Source organism: Sinosporangium siamense (assembly GCF_016863435.1).
GTDB classification, from domain to species: domain Bacteria; phylum Actinomycetota; class Actinomycetes; order Streptosporangiales; family Streptosporangiaceae; genus Sinosporangium; species Sinosporangium siamense.
In genome coordinates, this window is record NZ_BOOW01000009.1 from 46,797 (window position 1) to 62,458 (window position 15,662).

Here is a 15,662-nt window from a genome sequence, read left to right on the forward strand (position 1 = left end):
CGCAGTGGTCGGACAGGGGATCTTCGTAACGGGAGGAGACGCCGTGGACGATGATGAGATCCCCCCGCCCCGTCGTAGTCGCCGTGGCCGCTGGGGAAACCGTACGGAAGACCAGGAAGCCGACGAGTGGAACTCCTGGCTCACCGAGGAGAGCGACGATCCCTCACCGCCGCCTGAGGGCCTGCCCGCGGGACGCAACAGGTTGAGCGCCAGGTTCCCGGGCATCGGCCGTCCCTCCTTCGTGCGGCCCTACAGCGACCCCGACCCCGCCGACGTGGGCGACGCGGAGTCCCGCGGCGTGCCGCCCCCCTCCGGGCGCTGGTACGGCGCGGCCGTCCAGCCCGCCGCCGACGACGAGGACTCCGCCCGCCGCCGGGGCCCGCGCTTCTACCTGCTGGTGGTGCTGACCGCCGGGGTCGTCGCGGCCGCCGCTTTCGGCGGGTGGTGGTATATCTCGTCCGGCTCCAACGGCGACGGGCAGACCGACCTCGCCACCGGCATCGGCTACCCCGTGCCCGACGGGTGGCACACCGAGCTCCTGCCGCCGGTCACCGGGTTCACCACTGCCGTGCGCTCCGGCGGAGCCGTTCTCATGATCGGGCCCACCTCCGCCATCCCGGACGGGACGAAACCCGACAAGATGGCGGTCGAGTTGACGGACCTCTACAGCGGGTTGCTGCTCCACGGCGACAAGGTCGACGTCGTCGAGGACAGGCCCTTCAACGTCGCGGGGTTCACCGGGCACAGCCGATCGGTGCTCGCGAAATATCGGGATGTGGTCAATCGGCCGGCGTTCATGCGTGTGCTGGTTCTCACAGGCACCGAACGCGACGCCGTCGTCGTGGCGCTGAGCCAGCCCGACGAGCCCGGTCTGCGGACCGACATCGACGACATCATGAGCGGGTTGTCGCTGGATCCGTGACGCGGTTTCAGGGGGATTTTTCGGGGATGACTTCGGTTGGTGTGCGGCCACTGGTTACCAGGCCGGATACGGGCGCAAGCCGTACGGCACCCCCTAGCACGGCGAAACGACCTTGGCGAGGATCTCGTCAGGTCGGCACGTCTTGTCGGTTCACCCGATTACCCTGGGGTCACTGTGAGCACTTTCGCCGCGTCGCACCTGTCGCCCTCCTATCCCGACCGCGCAGCCTGGGGCACCGCCCCCAAACTGCGCGCTTGGCAGCAGGAGGCCTTTGACCTCTACTTCCACCGTGAGCCGCGCGACTTCCTCACCGTGGCGACGCCGGGGGCGGGCAAGACGACATATGCGCTCCGCATCGCGAGCGAGCTGCTGGCGCGCGGTGCCATCCGGGCGGTGACGATCGTCACACCCACCGAGCACCTCAAGCGGCAGTGGGCCGACGCGGCCGGCCGGGTCGGCATCAGCATCGACCCGGAGTTCAAAAACAGCCAGGGCACCACCTCCCGCGACTACACCGGGGTCGCGGTGACCTACGCCCAGGTGGCGATGCACCCCGCGCTGCACCGCGCCCGCACCGAGGCGCGCAAGACGCTTGTCATCTTCGACGAGCTGCATCACGCGGGCGACGCCAAGTCGTGGGGCGACGGTGTGCGTGAGGCGTTCGAGCCCGCCACACGCCGCCTCGGCCTCACCGGCACGCCTTTCCGCTCCGACGACAACCCGATCCCGTTCGTCACCTACGCCGAGGACGGCGACGGCGGGCAGCGCAGTGTCTCCGACTACTCCTACGGCTACGGCCCGGCGCTGGCCGACGGCGTCGTGCGGCCGGTCATCTTCCTCGCCTACGCGGGCGAGATGAAGTGGCGCACCCGCGCGGGCGACGAGATCGCCGCCACCCTCGGCACCCCGCTCACCAAGGACCAGCTCTCCCAGGCCTGGCGTGCCGCCCTCGACCCCAAGGGCGACTGGATCCGCCAGGTGCTGAGCGCGGCCGACCGGCGCCTCACCGAGGTGCGCAGAGGCGTGCCCGACGCCGGCGGCCTCGTCATCGCCTCCGACCACGAGGCGGCTCGGGCCTACGCGCGCCACCTGCGCGCCATCACCGGCGAGGGCGCCACCATCGTGCTGTCCGACGACCCGGGGGCGTCCAAAAAGATCAAGCACTTCACCGCGTCGGGCGACCGGTGGCTCGTCGCCGTCCGCATGGTGTCGGAAGGGGTGGACATCCCGCGGCTCTGCGTCGGCGTCTACGCCACCTCCATCTCCACCCCGCTCTTCTTCGCCCAGGCCGTCGGCCGCTTTGTGCGTGCCCGCAAACGCGGCGAGACGGCGTCGGTCTTCCTGCCGTCGGTGCCCACGCTGATGGGGCTCGCGGGCGAGATGGAGGCCGAGCGCGACCACGTGCTCGGCAAGAGACAGCAGGACGACGGGCTCGACGACTCGCTGCTTGAGCAGGCGCAGCGCAAGAAGGACAACCCCGATGTGCTCGGGGACGAGCTTCCCTTCGAGACCGTCGAGGCCTCCGCGACGTTCGACCGGGTGCTCTTCGACGGCGGCGAGTTCGGCACCGCCGCGGCGCCCGGCTCCCCCGAGGAGGAGGACTTCATCGGGCTGCCCGGCCTTCTCGAACCCGACCAGGTCGCCCATATCCTCCGCAAACGCCAGGCCGACCAGCAGGCCGCCAGACGCCGCAAAGTCGGCACCCCAGAGGCCGAGCCCGTGCGCAGCCCCCACGAGGAGCTCGCGGAGCTGCGCAAAGAGCTCAACGGCCTCGTCGGCGCCTGGAACCACCGCACCGGCCAGCCCCACGGCGTCATCCACTCCGACCTCCGCCGCGCCTGCGGCGGCCCGCTCCTCGCCCAGGCCACCGCGGAGCAGGTGCGCGAGCGCATCGAGACCATCCGCAAGTGGGCGACCCAGCGCTCACGTTAGGCGCCCGGGATGGGGCGTCCCGTGCGCCCGTCCACGGGCACCAGGGGGCCCGCGACCGGGTGCCGGTCGAGGGTGAGGCGCAGTGACGCCATGCCGCCCCTGTGGAACCGCACAGGGAGCACACGCATGCCCGCGCGGTGAGGGGCCGGGCTTTCGTACAACCAGATCCCGAGCCGGCGCCCCTTCCGGTGCACCTTTACCGCCGCCCGCGCGCACTGCCCCGGCACCGCGCGCCAGGCGATCGTCAGCGCGTCCCCCGTGCGGTGGACCCTGGCTGGCGCGGGGCGCCGCGTCGGGCAGGGGGCGGTGCCGGGGGCCACGGGGTGGGTGGTCGCCGCCACCGGCGGGGGAGCGGTGGGCGGCGTCGCCAGGAGGACCGTCGTGGTCTCCAGCGCGGCCAGGGTGCAGAGTGCGGCGATACGGGGCAGGGCGCGGCCTCGGAGGAAGAACCAGAGGCTTAGGGGACCGAGCACCATCCAGGCCGTGCCGAGGGCGTGTGCCTCCATTGGGAAGATCTCCGTTCGTCGTGCAGTCAATTGATCACCCTACGTAGTATTCGCTCGGCCTTCGCTGGGTGCCGGTTTGGCTGATCGGTGGAGAAGTGGTGATCGTTTGTGTACGCTGCGCGTTGGCATACAGGCACTAGACGTAGGAGGTTGCTGTGACGGCTCCGGTGGAGTGGGTGCGCACCGAGGTTCTCGGGTATGTGGAACCTATGATCTCGACGGTGCTTACCGAGCTCGAGTCCTTCAGAGACGAGGTCAGGGCGCAGTTCAAGGAGGTTAACGCGCAGTTCAAGGCGGTCGACGCACGGCTCGGCGCGATCAACGCACGGTTTGAGGCGGTCGACGCACGGTTCGGCGCGATCGACGCACGGTTTGAGGCGGTCGACGCACGGTTCGGCGCGATCGACGCACGGCTTGAGGCGATCGACGCACGGTTTGAGGCGATCGACGCGCGGTTCGAGGAGATCGACCAGCGGCTCGTCAAGGTCGACGGCAAGCTCGACCAGCTGCTGGCCCACTTCGGGGTCAGCCCCAACTGATCGCGAGGCGCGGCGAAGGCGTCAGGAGGTGCGCACGACCGGGGTGCCGGCGAGGATCACCCCGGCTGCGCCCATCGAGACCAGGGCCGCGGCCACGGTGGACGGGGCGACGCCGGCGGTGAGGCCGAGCAGGACCTGTACGGCGAAGCCGTGCTTGGCGGCGTCCTCGGCGGTGGCGCGCACGCAGTGGTCGGTGGCGATGCCGACGACGTCGACCTTGGCCACCTGCCGGGCGCGGAGCCACTCGACGAGGGACAGGCCGTCCTCGGTGGCCCCCTCGAACCCGCTGTAGGCCGCGGCATACGCGCCCTTGTCGAACACCGCCTCCACGCTTGTCGTGTCCAGCGCGGGGTGGAAGCCGGCCCCGGAAGAGCCGGCGACGCAGTGGACGGGCCACGAGTCCACATAGTCCGGTTCGGTGGAGAAGTGGCCCCCGGGGTCGATGTGGTGGTCGCGGGTCGCCACGACGTGGTCGTACCGCGACGTTCGGACGTGCCGGCTGATGGCCGCTGCCACCTCGGCTCCGCCGTTCACGGCGAGGCTGCCGCCTTCACAGAAGTCGTTCTGCACATCCACGATGACCAACGCCGTCGCCGCCGGAGCACCCATCGACCTGCCCTCCATGTCTCGACATTAACGGAAGGTTCAAATCCTGGACGTTAATCGAAGACCGTGGGAATCGCAGCGTACCCCCGGCTGAGCTGGTGGGCCTCGGGGGGAAGCTCGGCCATGGAGGCGCGGTGGCGGGCGCGGGCGGCGCTGAGAGGCTCGTTGTGCACGCGTTCACCGTTCTTGATCAGCTCGTGGAGCAGGGGGCGTCCCTCGGGGAGAGGCTGACCTGCGGTGACGACGATCTCCGCGGTGGCCGTACCTGCGGGCGAGAGGCGGCGATAGGCGGATTTGAGCCCGCCTTTGCTGGGTTTCCCGACGGAACGCTTGGCGACGGGCCTGATCCGTCCCGACGAGTCCTCCCGCGCCACCAGCTTGTAGACCAGCGCCGCCGTCGGCGCTCCCGACCCGGTCACGAGCGAGGTCCCGACCCCGTAGCCGTCGACGGGCGCCACCGCCAGCGCCGCGATGGTGTATTCGTCCAGGTCGCTGGTGACCACGATGCGTGTGCCGAAGGCGCCCAGGGAGTCCAGTTGCTCCCGCACCTGCTGGGCCGCGAGGGCGAGATCGCCGGAGTCGATGCGGACCGCGCCGAGGCCGGTGCCGGCGAGCTCCACCCCGGTGCGTACGGCTTCCGCCACGTCATAGGTGTCGATGAGCAGTGTCGTGTCCGGGCCGAGCGAGTCGATCTGCGCCCGGAAGGCCGTCGGCTCGTCGTCGTGGAGCAGGGTGAAGGCGTGGGCGCTGGTGCCCGCAGTGGGCACGCCATACCTGTGGCCGGCCATCAGGTTGGAGGTGCAGTCGAATCCCGCGATGTAGGCGGCCCGGGCGGCGGCCACGCCGGCGGCCTCGTGGGTGCGGCGTGATCCCATCTCGATGATCGGCCGGGTGCCCGCCGCGTGGACCATGCGGGACGCCGCCGAGGCGATTGCACAGTCGTGGTTGAGAATCGACAGGGTCAGGGTCTCCAAAAGCACGGCTTCGGCGAAGGTGCCTTCGACGACCATGATGGGGGAGCCGGGGAAGTAGAGGTCGCCTTCCCTATAGCCCCGCACGTGCCCGGAGAATCGATAATCTGCGAGGAAGGCCAAGGTCGGTGGGTCGACTACCCGTGTAGACGAGAGGAAGTCCAGTTCCTCCTCCCCGAACCGGAAGTCCGCCAGGGCATCGAGCAGACGTTCGGTTCCAGCAACCACCCCATAGCGACGCCCTTCCGGCAGATGTCGTGCAAAGACCTCAAAAACCGCACGTCGGTGCGCCGCGCCGCTGCGCAGAGCGGCTTGAAGCATCGTCAGCTCATAGTGATCTGTGAGCAACGCGGTGCTCATGGGCAACGTCACGACTCGAAGACTAGACCTGACGTAAGGCAGGATGGTGATGTGGGTAGCACTGCTCCAGTCGAGGTCGAGCGTCCGGCGGCGGATGTTCGGCCCGATTTGCCGTGGCTGACCATTGTCTGGAATGACCCGGTCAACCTGATGTCATATGTCACCTATGTCTTCCAGACCGTGTTCGGCTATCCGCGGGCCAAGGCGGAGAAACTGATGATGGACGTCCACCACAAGGGCCGTGCCGTGGTGGCCAGTGGCACACGTGAGGAGATGGAACGCGACGTGCAGATTCTGCACTCCTACGGCCTTTGGGCCACGGTCCAGCGGGATTCGACATGAGCACGGGGTTCGTCACGGGGGTGCGGGGTGGCGTCGTGGCCACCTTCGACGCCGCCGAGGTCTCGATCCTGCGCTCCCTCGTCACCCAGGTGCTCGACCTGGTCGAGCCGGGGACCACCGGCGAGGATCCGCTGGAGCGGGCACTTGGCATCGGCTCGGCCGAGGCCCCCTCGGACCCGGTGCTGGCACGGCTTTTCCCCTCGGCATACGAGGACGACGAGCAGGCCACCGAGTTCCGCCGTTACACCGAGGCGACGCTGCGCGACGCCAAACGCGCCGACGCCCAGACCATGCTAGACACCGCCCAGCCCGGCCGTCTTGAGCTCAACGACGATCAGGCCCAGGCGTGGCTGCGCTCGCTCAACGACATTCGGCTGGCACTCGGTGTGCGCCTCGGGGTCACGGAGGAGATCCACGAGGAGATCGCGAACATGTCCCAGGAGGACCCCCGATATCCCGCCTATGTCACCTACGACTGGCTGACCTACCTGCAGGACACGCTGGTCCGGGCCCTTTGGTAGCTTCCAGGCATGCTGACCATCTCCCAGGACCTGGTTGACAAAATCGTTGCCCACTCCAGGGCCGACCATCCCGACGAGGCGTGCGGAGTGATCGCGGGGCCGCTCGGGTCCGACCGCCCGGAGCGCTTCATCCCCATGGCCAACGCCGAGCGTTCGCCGACCTTCTACCGCTTCGACTCCCTGGAGCAGCTTCGGGTGTGGCGCGAGATGGACGACCGGGACGAGGAACCGGTGATCATCTACCACTCGCACACCGCGACCGAGGCATATCCCTCCCGGACCGACATCAGCTACGCCTCCGAACCGAACGCCCACTATGTCCTGGTCTCCACCCGTGACGAGGACAAAGTGGAGTTTCGTTCGTTTCGCATCCTTGAGGGAGTGGTCACGGAGGAAGAGGTAGTGATCGTCCCGTAGTCGTGGGGATAGTCCGAGACCTAGGGCGCTGTGAGCGTTTGTGAGCCCTTGAGTAAGCTATTCCTATGCCCATTGACAGCCCGTGCCCAGCCTCGCGGGCTCTCGCACCTGTGCAGAGCTATCTGTTCGCGCACACTCCGTTGGTCGTCGTCTACGACTGTCCGGGGCGATAGGTCCCGGGACCGCCGTCTCCCTGGGGGCGGCCCCCCGGAACAGCTCCCCGCCCCCGCGTGTTTGCACGGGGGGCGTCCTTACGACGGATTCGATCAAGGAGATTCAACCGCGATGGCCATCGAAGTTCGCATTCCGACCATTCTTCGCACCTACACCGACGGTGCCAAGGCCGTCAACGCTGAGGGCGCGACCCTGAGCGACCTCATCGGCGACCTGGAGGTGCGCCACCCCGGCATCAAGGAGCGCCTCGTGGACGAGGCCGGTCTGCGCCGGTTCGTGAACGTCTACCTCAACGACGAGGACGTGCGGTTCCTGGGCGGCCTCGGCACGCCGGTGGCCGACGGCGACACCGTGACCGTGCTCCCCGCAGTCGCCGGAGGCATGCGCTAACCATGAGGTTCGACTCGCTGATCGATTCGGTGGGCCGTACTCCCCTGGTCGGGTTGCCCCGCCTTTCGCCCTCCGCCGACGTGCGCGTCTGGGCGAAGCTGGAAGACCGCAACCCGACCGGGTCGGTGAAGGACCGGCCCGCCCTCTGGATGATCGAGCAGGCGGAAAAGGACGGCCTGCTGACACCGGGTGCCACGATCCTGGAGCCCACCTCGGGCAACACCGGCATCGCGCTCGCGATGTCGGCGAAGCTCAAGGGTTACAAGCTGATCTGTGTCATGCCGGAGAACACCTCCGAGGAACGCCGCCAGCTGCTGCGCATGTGGGGTGCGGAGATCATCTCCTCGCCCGCGGCGGGCGGCTCCAACGAGGCCGTGCGGGTGGCCAAGGAACTCGCCGCGGCCAACCCGTCTTGGGTGATGCTTTACCAGTATGGCAACCCGGCCAACTGGCGCGCGCACTATGAGTCGACCGGTCCTGAGCTCCTTGAGGACCTGCCGTCGATCACCCACTTCGTCGCCGGGCTCGGCACCACCGGCACCCTCATGGGGGTGGGGCGATTCCTGCGGGAACACGTGCCCGGCGTGCAGATCGTCGCCGCCGAGCCCCGATACGGCGAGCTTGTGTACGGCTTGCGCAACGTTGACGAGGGCTTTGTGCCCGAGCTCTACGACCCCGAGGTGCTCACCACACGTTACTCGGTGACCTCCGCGGACGCGCTTCGCCGCACCCGGGAGCTGCTCGCCACCGAGGGCATTTTCGCCGGCGTCTCCACCGGTTGTGCTCTCCATGCGGCCCTGGGCCTGGCCGCCAAGGCGGTGAAGGCCGGCGAGCGGGCCGACATCGCCTTCATCGTGGCCGACGGGGGCTGGAAGTATCTCTCGACCGGCGCCTACGAGGGCACCCTCGACGAGGCGGAGGAGCGCCTCGAAGGCCAGCTCTGGGCCTAGAGGCGACAGGCCGATCGGGGGCCCTGGAGGCGCCTGGCATCTGGCGGAGGCCGTGAAGACGTCCCGTCGACAGGACGAGTCCGGTTGGCGGGACAACGGGTCCTCATCAGGCTCGGTTCGATCGGTGAAACCGTGGCGGCGCTCACCGGGGAGAAGTTCCACAGCCGGACCAAGCGAGAAACGGTCGATCCCCCTCGCGGAGGATCGACCGTTTCGTCGATCTAATCGGTCACCGAGGCTCCAGCCGTACGGCCTGCTCTAAAGAGCGCCGTTCTGACAGCGCCGTTCTCAACCATGCTGCGCTCTAGAACGGCGTGCTCTAGTTGAACAGCACACGCAGGGAGAACGAGCCGTCGCTGCCCGTCTGCTTGCCGCTGACGCCCACGGCGCGCAGGACCTGCAGGTTGGCCCGCGTCTGGGCGTCCATGTTCTGCAGGTAGAGCCCCTCGATCTTGTCGAGGTCGACGAAGACGCCGAAGGTGGCCTCGCCGGCGTCGGCCACGGCGAGCTGGAAGGTCTCGTTCTCACCGAGGGTGCCGCCCTTGGCGAGCTGCTGGGCGTACTGCGGGGTGCTCGCCAGCACCACGCTGCCGTCGCCGTCGGCCTTGGCGAGCTGCGGCACCTGGCCGCCGCTGCTCGCGAGCACACGCTCGATCTTGGCGATGACCTCCTTGACCTTGGCCGGCTCGCCGGTGCCGATGCGGACTCCCGCGTTGATCTGCTGCTGGGAGAGCCCGGCGGCGTCCAGGGAAGCCGTGATGTTGTCGCCGAGGAGCGTGACGAGGTCGCCTGGGAGGGTCAGGCCGAAGTTCTGCTGGGCGGTGTTGAGGAACTGCTGGAACGACGCGCTCTCCGGCGAGGCGCCCATGGCCTTCGTCACCTGGTCCCACTGCTTGCCGAGCGCTTCGCCCGCACCGCTGAAGGACAGCGCCGCCGCGGTCGAGGCGGGCAGGTTGCCGAGCGGTGTGGCGCCCGGCCGGCCGATGTCCATGCCCTCGGCTCCGCGGCTCATGCCGGCGAGCTCGACGTACTGGCCGTCGAAGCGCAGGGCGGCGACGACGCGCATGTTCTTGAGCTGCTCGAGCTGAGCCGCCTGGCCGGCCGGGAGCTGGCCGGAGAGCTCGGCGAGCTTGCCGGCGCTGAGCCACATGGACAGCACCCCGGGCTCACCGAGCGCCGCGATGTCGTCGGTGAACTCGGTGTTCTCGGCGAGGGTGGTGGCCGTGGCGTATTTGTCGGCGGCCGCCTGCGTCTCGGTGACGAGGGCGTAGTCCTCGCGGAAGGCGATGCCGTTGTTGCTGCTGCCGCCGAACAGCTTGCCGAGACCCACGCGCGCCTGCTCCTGGTCGGTGACCTGGATCGCGATCACCGCGTCGGGCTCGTCCGACCCGCGGGCGGGGGGCAGCGCGACGACGCCGATGCGGCTGCCGAGCCAGGGCGCGATGTCGCGGTCGTAGTCCAGCTTCTCGGTCGCGCCGAGGTCCGGCAGCAGGCCGCTGACGAAGGACTTGCGGAGGTCGTCGCCGGCGAAGCTCTCCTTGGTCGCGGAGAACTTCCTGGCGATCTCGAACAGCGCGAGCTTCTGGTTGGCCGCCGGGTCGAGGTCCAGGCGCGCGTAGCCGATCGCGTTCTGGCCGGGCAGGACGTCGTGAGGCTGCGCACCGCCGCCGCTGAGCGCCGTGAAGGCGTACACGCCTCCGCCGCCCACGAGGACCACGACGAGCGCGGCGATGATCGCCACGAGCCAGTTGCGGCCACCCTTCTTGGCGGGCGGCGTGCCGTCATAGTGGGTCGCCGCCGTGCCGAGCGTCTCGGGACCCTGCTGCCAGCCGCCCTGCTGGTATTGCCGGCCGTGCTGGTAGTGCTCGTGGGGCGCTCCCTGGGAGAACGCCGCGGTCTGCTGATAGGCGGCGGTCTGCGGCTGCTGATAGGGCTGCTGCTGGTGCGGCTGCTGCTGCGGCTGCCCGTAAGGCTGGCCCGGCGCCTGCGCCTGGTGCTGCCCGTAAGGCTGCTGCTGCCCTTGAGGCTGCTGATATTGCTGATGTGCCTGGGGCTGCTGGTAGGGCTGGCCCTGAGGCTGCTGGTAGGGCTGCTGCTGCGGGGCCGCGTGGGGCGCGCCGTACTGCTGGCCGTCCTGCTGATATGGCGGCGCCGGCTGACCCTGCGGCGTCCTATAGGAGGTGGTCTGATCGGGATCCTGGCCGGGTTGGGGGCCGGGGGGAAAGTTGGCAGACATCTCTACTCACAACAAGGGAACCATGAACTAGAAAAAAATAGCCCATATTTCCTGCAGGTGACTTGCATCGAACTTGTTGCGAGGTTCTCGCGTCTAAAGCATGCTCACACTCGCTGGAGCGCGCGGCGCGGACGGCTGAGCATCACTTCGCCCCCGCCGGATGAGGCGACGTCCTCCATCGGCACGTAGTTGCTGCCCGCATAGAGCACCCTCACGAGCAATTGTGTGAACCAACTCATCCGGCCCCCCGGATCCCTGGTCACCCCGAGCAGGATCGGCGCGCGGTAGGCGGACACGAAGAAGCCGAGCACCTCAAACTGCTCCTGCATGCCAAACGTCGCCGCGCGGTCTTTCACCACCCGGACGTCCACGATCTGCCCCACCCAGACCCCGGTGGAGTCCCACACCGACTGCCCGATGAGGTCGCCGACTCCCGCCATGCCCGCCTCCCCGACGTGAAAACGGTTATCAGCGTTTCAAGCCGGACAGCGTTTATGCAGGTCAGAAGCCTCCGTGTTTGGCCACGCAGTGCATAAGTACGGCAAAGCCGTAGAATGAGGTTCGGTTACCGGTTGGTCCTGACCGGTAGAGCTGTACCTGCTTCTGCGGTGGGTGCGAAGGGGCACGAATGACAAAATTTGACGAGGCCACCGGTGCGATCCGTGTTGATGAGAACACATATGACGTGTGCCTGGACCCGGCGTATGCGGTATTTAATGCACTAAATGGTGGCTATCTGATGGCTACTGTTCTACGCGCTGTAACCGATGATTCGCCCCATGATCATCCAATCTCGACTTCGGCACAGTTCCTGCGAATTCCCGCCCCCGGCCCCGCCCAGGTGATCATCAATAAGATCAAGACCGGCCGTACCGCGACGTTCACGCAAGCCACCCTGATGCAGGGTGACACGCCATATTTGGCGGCCCTCGTCACCACCGGCACCCTGGACGCCACCGCCGTCCCCGACTACGAGACCCCCGCCTACCCCATGCCCCCGATCGAGGAGTGTGCGAGCCTGCCGCGCCCCGGACGCGAGTCCGGCATGACGCTCTCCGCCCAGATGGACCTCGCCTTCGACCCGTCCTCCATCGGCTGGCTGGACGGCAGGCCGTCCGGCCGCCCGGAGGGCCGCGCCTATTTCCGGATGTCCGAACCCCAGGACCCCGACCCCTACGTCCTCGCGCTGGCGGTGGACGCGCTCCCACCGGTCGTCTTCTCCGCCGGGGCCGGCGGGTGGGCCCCCACCGTCGAGCTCACGTGGCACCTGCGCGCCCTGCCGGCCCCCGGCTGGCTCACCGTGCTCGCCTCCGGCAAGTCGATCAGCGACGGGTGGTTCGACGAAGAGGTCGAGGTGCGCGACTCGGCCGGCCGCATCGTCGCCCAGTCGCGGCAGATAGCCCGTCTCGGGCGAGGATGAGCTTCTTCCGGGATAGAGGCCCGGAGAGGGGGAAGTGGTGCGACGCTCCCGGAAAGCCCAGCCTGGTAACGATGTGAGCATTCTTACCGTGAGCAATCGTCCCAGGTAGCTTACCCTTCTTTATCGTGCCGGAAGCTAACATCGGAATCTTCGACAGCGGGGTAGGCGGGCTGACGGTCGCGCGAGCGATCATCGACCAGCTCCCCCATGAGTCCATCCTCTACGTGGCTGACTCGGCGCGGCAGCCGTACGGTCCGAAGCGCATAGCCGAGGTCCGTTCACACGCTCTTGAGGTCATGGACCACCTCGTCGAGCACGATGTGAAGATGCTTGTGATCGCGTGCAACAGCGCCAGCGCGGCGGTGTTGCGCGACGCGAGAGAGCGCTACGACGTGCCCGTCGTCGAGGTGATCCTGCCCGCGACCCGCCGTGCCGTCCGCGCGACGCGCAACGGCAGGGTCGGGGTGATCGCGACGCGGGCCACGATCGAGTCCATGGCCTACCACGACGCCTTCGCCGCCGCCCCGGATGTCAAGCTGGTGGGAGTGGCCGCTCCGCGGCTGGTGGAGTTCGTCGAGCGGGGCGAGACCATGAGCGCCGACCTGCTGGAGGTGATCCGCGACTATCTGCGTCCCGTGATCGAGGCGGGATGCGACACGTTGATCCTGGGGTGCACCCACTACCCGCTGCTCGTCGGCCCCATCTCGTATGTCGTCGGCGACGGGGTGACGCTGGTCTCGAGCGCTGAAGAGACGGCCAAGGACGTCTATCGCGTCCTGCACGACCAAGGCCTGGCAAGCGTCGGCAGCTCCCCACGCCATCGCTTCCGCACCACCGGCGACGCCTCGCTCTTCGCGCGGCTGGGCCGGAGGTTCCTGGGCCCGGAGATCGAGGCGGTCGAGCTAGCCGCCGTGGGGGATGTTTCCAGTGAGTCTCTTTCGGGTTATCCGGCACCTCAAGGTGCGGCCGTCCTGGGCACGCGGCCGACCCTGTCGGACTCGACCTCGTAACCAGGGCTCGGCGGCCCGAAAAGGCTCACCTGAACGGCACCGAAAAGGGAGGTCGCGATGAAGTTAACGATCATCGGGTGCTCGGGGAGTTTCCCAGGTCCTGACAGTCCCGCATCTTGTTATGTTGTGGAGGCCGAGGGTTTCCGAATGCTGCTGGACTTCGGCAACGGCTCTCTCGGAACGCTCCAGCGGCACATCGGTCTCTACGACGTGGACGCCATCTGCCTGTCACACCTGCACGGCGACCATTGTCTTGATCTCTGCGCCTATCACGTGGTGCGCACCTATTCCCCCCAGGGTCCGTTTCCGCGTGTGCCCGTCTACGCGCCCGCCGACGCTCCCGGACGGCTGGCGGCGGCCTATGGCATGCCCGACGAGCCGGGTCTTGAGACCGCCTTCAACTTCATCGCTCTCTCGCCGGGAACGGTGGACATCGGTCCGTTCGAGGTGACCTCGGCGCTGATGAACCACCCTGTGGAGGCCTACGGCTTCCGCGTCGCGCACGGCGGCCGTTCCATGACCTATTCCGGGGACACGGGGGAGACCCCCGAGCTGATCCGGCTGGCCAAGGACACCGACCTGTTCCTGTGCGAGGCGTCCTTCCAGGATCAGCCGAACCTCCCGCCCGACATCCATCTGTCGGGCCGGCAGGCCGCCGAGGCGGCGGTCAGGGCGGGGGCGGGCAGCCTGGTGCTGACCCACCTCGTGCCGTGGTTCGACTCCAGCCGCATCTATGAAGACGCGATACGTGTCGGGTTCGACGGCCCCGTCACGCTGGCGCGCACAGGGGCGGCCTACGATCTGGGAGCCGCCCCTGCCTGACCTCCCCGCGGCGGCACATCGCATCTGCACCCCTTAGGGTGTGCGCTATGGCTCGCTCAGACGGACGCACTCACGACGGACTTCGCCCCGTCACCATCACCCGGGGCTGGCTCGCCCACGCGGAGGGATCGGTCCTCGTCGAGTTCGGCGGCACCAAGGTGCTCTGCGCCGCGACGGTGCAGGACGGCGTGCCCCGCTGGCGCAAGGGCAGCGGGCTGGGGTGGGTCACGGCTGAATACGCAATGTTGCCCCGGGCCACCAACACCCGGGGCGACCGTGAGTCGGTGCGCGGCCGGATCGGCGGGCGCACCCACGAGATCTCGCGGTTGATCGGCCGCTCCCTGCGCGCCTGCGTCGACTACAAGGCCCTCGGTGAGAATTCGATCCTGCTCGACTGCGACGTGCTGCAGGCCGACGGCGGCACCCGCACCGCCGCGATCACCGGGGCCTACGTCGCCCTCGTCGACGCGGTCCGCTGGATGCGCTCACGCAAGATGTGCCCGGGCGACCCGCTGGTCGGCTCCGTGGCGGCGGTCTCCGTCGGCGTCGTGAACGGCGCCCCGATGCTCGACCTCTGCTACACCGAGGACGTCGCCGCCGACACCGACATGAATGTCGTGATGACCGGCAAGGGCGACTTCGTCGAGGTGCAGGGCACCGCTGAGGGCAAGCCGTTCGACCGGGCCCTGCTCGACTCGCTCCTCGACCTCGCCTCCTCGGGCTGCGCCGAGCTGACCCGCATCCAGAGCGAGGCCCTGGCATGAGCGCCTCCGCCCTCCGGCTGGTCCTCGCCACCAGAAACCCCGGCAAGATCCGCGAGCTCCGCGGCATCCTCGCCGACATCGGCCTGGACGTCGAACTGCTCAGCCTGGACGAGTTCCCCGCCATCGGCGACATTCCCGAGACCGGCCTCACCTTCGCCGAAAACGCCCTGATCAAGGCACACGCGGTGGCCTCCGCCACCGGCCTGCCCGCCGTCGCCGACGACTCCGGCCTCTGCGTCGACGCCCTGTCCGGCATGCCGGGCGTGTTCTCCGCCCGCTGGGCGGGCGGCCACGGCGACGACAAGGCCAACCTCGACCTCCTGCTCGCCCAGATCTCCGACGTGCCCGACGGCCGCCGCGGGGCCCACTTCGCCTGCGCCGCCGCCCTGGCCCTGCCCTCGGGCACCGAGCGCGTCGTCGAGGGCACCATGAGCGGCGCGATCATCCGCGAGCCGAGGGGCACGGGCGGCTTCGGCTACGACCCGATCTTCGTGCCCGAGGGCGGCCCGCGCACCCTGGCCGAATACGGCGCGGAGGAGAAAAACGCGATCAGCCACCGCAGCCGCGCCTTCCGCCCCCTGGCCTCGATCGTCGCGGAGCTTTTGCGCGCGATGTGAGCCGCGCGCTCCATGGACGACTTGAGCGCGAGGTCACGCACCTCGCGCGAGGGATGGCGCACGGTGCTGACCAGCGTCGTCCCACGACATGGCCCGAACCTGAAACACGCCACCGCCCGGCGCCCTCGGGGGTTGGGCGATGGGTGTTTGAGCGGATGCCGCC

At 68.6% G+C, this 15,662-nt stretch carries 18 protein-coding genes; 13 read left to right on the top strand and 5 right to left on the bottom strand.

The genetic code is table 11. The features are described from left to right. The first annotated feature begins 43 nt into the window (after positions 1 to 43). Positions 44 to 922: a hypothetical protein gene (locus tag Ssi02_RS07550; protein ID WP_204022616.1), complete on the top strand. Its 879-nt coding sequence runs from the start codon at positions 44 to 46 to the stop codon at positions 920 to 922. A 174-nt stretch (positions 923 to 1,096) separates the two neighbouring features. Further along, positions 1,097 to 2,854, top strand: coding sequence for a DEAD/DEAH box helicase (locus tag Ssi02_RS07555; RefSeq protein ID WP_204022619.1), 1,758 nt, complete (start codon positions 1,097 to 1,099; stop codon positions 2,852 to 2,854). Here the strand turns inward: Ssi02_RS07555 and Ssi02_RS07560 are convergent. After that, positions 2,851 to 3,390 (bottom strand): hypothetical protein, encoded by a 540-nt coding sequence (locus Ssi02_RS07560; RefSeq protein ID WP_204022622.1) that lies wholly within the window; start codon positions 3,388 to 3,390, stop codon positions 2,851 to 2,853. The genes Ssi02_RS07555 and Ssi02_RS07560 overlap by 4 nt on opposite strands. 125 nt (positions 3,391 to 3,515) lie before the next feature. Between Ssi02_RS07560 and Ssi02_RS07565 the strand changes: the two genes are divergently transcribed. Continuing rightward, positions 3,516 to 3,899 carry a hypothetical protein gene (locus Ssi02_RS07565; RefSeq protein WP_204022623.1) on the top strand — a complete coding sequence of 128 codons (384 nt, stop codon included), beginning with the start codon at positions 3,516 to 3,518 and terminating at the stop codon, positions 3,897 to 3,899. Positions 3,900 to 3,920: 21 nt separating this feature from the next. On the opposite strand, the gene Ssi02_RS07570 is transcribed toward Ssi02_RS07565, so the two are convergent. Together Ssi02_RS07570 and Ssi02_RS07575 are read right to left on the bottom strand one after the other, a co-directional pair. Beyond that, positions 3,921 to 4,508: an isochorismatase family protein gene (locus Ssi02_RS07570; RefSeq protein ID WP_204022626.1), complete on the bottom strand. Its 588-nt coding sequence runs from the start codon at positions 4,506 to 4,508 to the stop codon at positions 3,921 to 3,923. A 50-nt stretch (positions 4,509 to 4,558) separates the two neighbouring features. Then, positions 4,559 to 5,836 carry a nicotinate phosphoribosyltransferase gene (locus tag Ssi02_RS07575; protein WP_239128674.1) on the bottom strand — a complete coding sequence of 426 codons (1,278 nt, stop codon included), beginning with the start codon at positions 5,834 to 5,836 and terminating at the stop codon, positions 4,559 to 4,561. Between the two features lie 51 nt (positions 5,837 to 5,887). Here Ssi02_RS07575 and clpS point away from each other — a divergent pair, with 51 nt between their 5' ends. From clpS to Ssi02_RS07600, 5 genes are all read left to right on the top strand, one after another. After that, positions 5,888 to 6,178 (top strand): ATP-dependent Clp protease adapter ClpS, encoded by a 291-nt coding sequence (clpS, locus tag Ssi02_RS07580; RefSeq protein WP_204022631.1) that lies wholly within the window; start codon positions 5,888 to 5,890, stop codon positions 6,176 to 6,178. Continuing rightward, positions 6,175 to 6,699, top strand: a complete 525-nt coding sequence (locus Ssi02_RS07585; protein WP_204022633.1) for a DUF2017 domain-containing protein — start codon at positions 6,175 to 6,177, stop codon at positions 6,697 to 6,699. Before clpS ends, Ssi02_RS07585 begins: the two co-directional genes overlap by 4 nt. Before the next feature lie 9 nt (positions 6,700 to 6,708). Continuing rightward, positions 6,709 to 7,116 (top strand): M67 family metallopeptidase, encoded by a 408-nt coding sequence (locus Ssi02_RS07590; RefSeq protein WP_204022635.1) that lies wholly within the window; start codon positions 6,709 to 6,711, stop codon positions 7,114 to 7,116. A gap of 285 nt (positions 7,117 to 7,401) precedes the next feature. Next, positions 7,402 to 7,680, top strand: a complete 279-nt coding sequence (locus Ssi02_RS07595) for a MoaD/ThiS family protein (protein ID WP_204022636.1) — start codon at positions 7,402 to 7,404, stop codon at positions 7,678 to 7,680. A 2-nt stretch (positions 7,681 to 7,682) separates the two neighbouring features. Then, on the top strand, positions 7,683 to 8,630 hold the full coding sequence (locus tag Ssi02_RS07600; RefSeq protein WP_204022637.1) for a PLP-dependent cysteine synthase family protein: 948 nt from the start codon (positions 7,683 to 7,685) through the stop codon (positions 8,628 to 8,630). 319 nt (positions 8,631 to 8,949) lie between these two features. On the opposite strand, the gene Ssi02_RS07605 is transcribed toward Ssi02_RS07600, so the two are convergent. Both Ssi02_RS07605 and Ssi02_RS07610 read right to left on the bottom strand, forming a co-directional pair. Continuing rightward, positions 8,950 to 10,866 (bottom strand): DUF3352 domain-containing protein, encoded by a 1,917-nt coding sequence (locus tag Ssi02_RS07605; RefSeq protein ID WP_204022638.1) that lies wholly within the window; start codon positions 10,864 to 10,866, stop codon positions 8,950 to 8,952. Positions 10,867 to 10,970: 104 nt separating this feature from the next. Then, positions 10,971 to 11,306: a hypothetical protein gene (locus Ssi02_RS07610; protein ID WP_204022639.1), complete on the bottom strand. Its 336-nt coding sequence runs from the start codon at positions 11,304 to 11,306 to the stop codon at positions 10,971 to 10,973. A 188-nt stretch (positions 11,307 to 11,494) separates the two neighbouring features. Between Ssi02_RS07610 and Ssi02_RS07615 the strand changes: the two genes are divergently transcribed. The 5 genes from Ssi02_RS07615 (at position 11,495) to rdgB (ending at position 15,499) form a co-directional block, all read left to right on the top strand. Continuing rightward, a complete protein-coding gene (locus Ssi02_RS07615) occupies positions 11,495 to 12,286 on the top strand; it encodes a thioesterase family protein (RefSeq protein ID WP_204022640.1) in 792 nt (263 codons plus the stop codon). Positions 12,287 to 12,411: 125 nt separating this feature from the next. Continuing rightward, positions 12,412 to 13,296 (top strand): glutamate racemase, encoded by an 885-nt coding sequence (murI, locus tag Ssi02_RS07620; protein ID WP_204022642.1) that lies wholly within the window; start codon positions 12,412 to 12,414, stop codon positions 13,294 to 13,296. 57 nt (positions 13,297 to 13,353) lie between these two features. Further along, positions 13,354 to 14,118 (top strand): MBL fold metallo-hydrolase, encoded by a 765-nt coding sequence (locus tag Ssi02_RS07625; RefSeq protein ID WP_204022644.1) that lies wholly within the window; start codon positions 13,354 to 13,356, stop codon positions 14,116 to 14,118. Positions 14,119 to 14,165: 47 nt separating this feature from the next. After that, complete coding sequence (gene rph, locus Ssi02_RS07630) at positions 14,166 to 14,882, top strand: ribonuclease PH (protein WP_204022646.1); 717 nt, start codon at positions 14,166 to 14,168, stop codon at positions 14,880 to 14,882. Further along, a complete protein-coding gene (rdgB, locus tag Ssi02_RS07635) occupies positions 14,879 to 15,499 on the top strand; it encodes an RdgB/HAM1 family non-canonical purine NTP pyrophosphatase (protein WP_204022648.1) in 621 nt (206 codons plus the stop codon). Before rph ends, rdgB begins: the two co-directional genes overlap by 4 nt. Positions 15,500 to 15,662 lie beyond the last annotated feature (163 nt).

Coding starts and splice junctions, on each gene's coding strand:
- Ssi02_RS07595 (WP_204022636.1), top strand. CDS start 7,402: ATGGCCATCGAAGTTCGCATTCCGACCATTCTTCGCACCTACACCGAC.
- Ssi02_RS07610 (WP_204022639.1), bottom strand. CDS start 11,306: ATGGCGGGAGTCGGCGACCTCATCGGGCAGTCGGTGTGGGACTCCACC.
- Ssi02_RS07570 (WP_204022626.1), bottom strand. CDS start 4,508: ATGGGTGCTCCGGCGGCGACGGCGTTGGTCATCGTGGATGTGCAGAAC.
- Ssi02_RS07615 (WP_204022640.1), top strand. CDS start 11,495: ATGACAAAATTTGACGAGGCCACCGGTGCGATCCGTGTTGATGAGAAC.
- Ssi02_RS07585 (WP_204022633.1), top strand. CDS start 6,175: ATGAGCACGGGGTTCGTCACGGGGGTGCGGGGTGGCGTCGTGGCCACC.
- Ssi02_RS07590 (WP_204022635.1), top strand. CDS start 6,709: ATGCTGACCATCTCCCAGGACCTGGTTGACAAAATCGTTGCCCACTCC.
- Ssi02_RS07600 (WP_204022637.1), top strand. CDS start 7,683: ATGAGGTTCGACTCGCTGATCGATTCGGTGGGCCGTACTCCCCTGGTC.
- Ssi02_RS07575 (WP_239128674.1), bottom strand. CDS start 5,836: ATGAGCACCGCGTTGCTCACAGATCACTATGAGCTGACGATGCTTCAA.
- rph (WP_204022646.1), top strand. CDS start 14,166: ATGGCTCGCTCAGACGGACGCACTCACGACGGACTTCGCCCCGTCACC.
- rdgB (WP_204022648.1), top strand. CDS start 14,879: ATGAGCGCCTCCGCCCTCCGGCTGGTCCTCGCCACCAGAAACCCCGGC.
- Ssi02_RS07605 (WP_204022638.1), bottom strand. CDS start 10,866: ATGTCTGCCAACTTTCCCCCCGGCCCCCAACCCGGCCAGGATCCCGAT.
- Ssi02_RS07625 (WP_204022644.1), top strand. CDS start 13,354: ATGAAGTTAACGATCATCGGGTGCTCGGGGAGTTTCCCAGGTCCTGAC.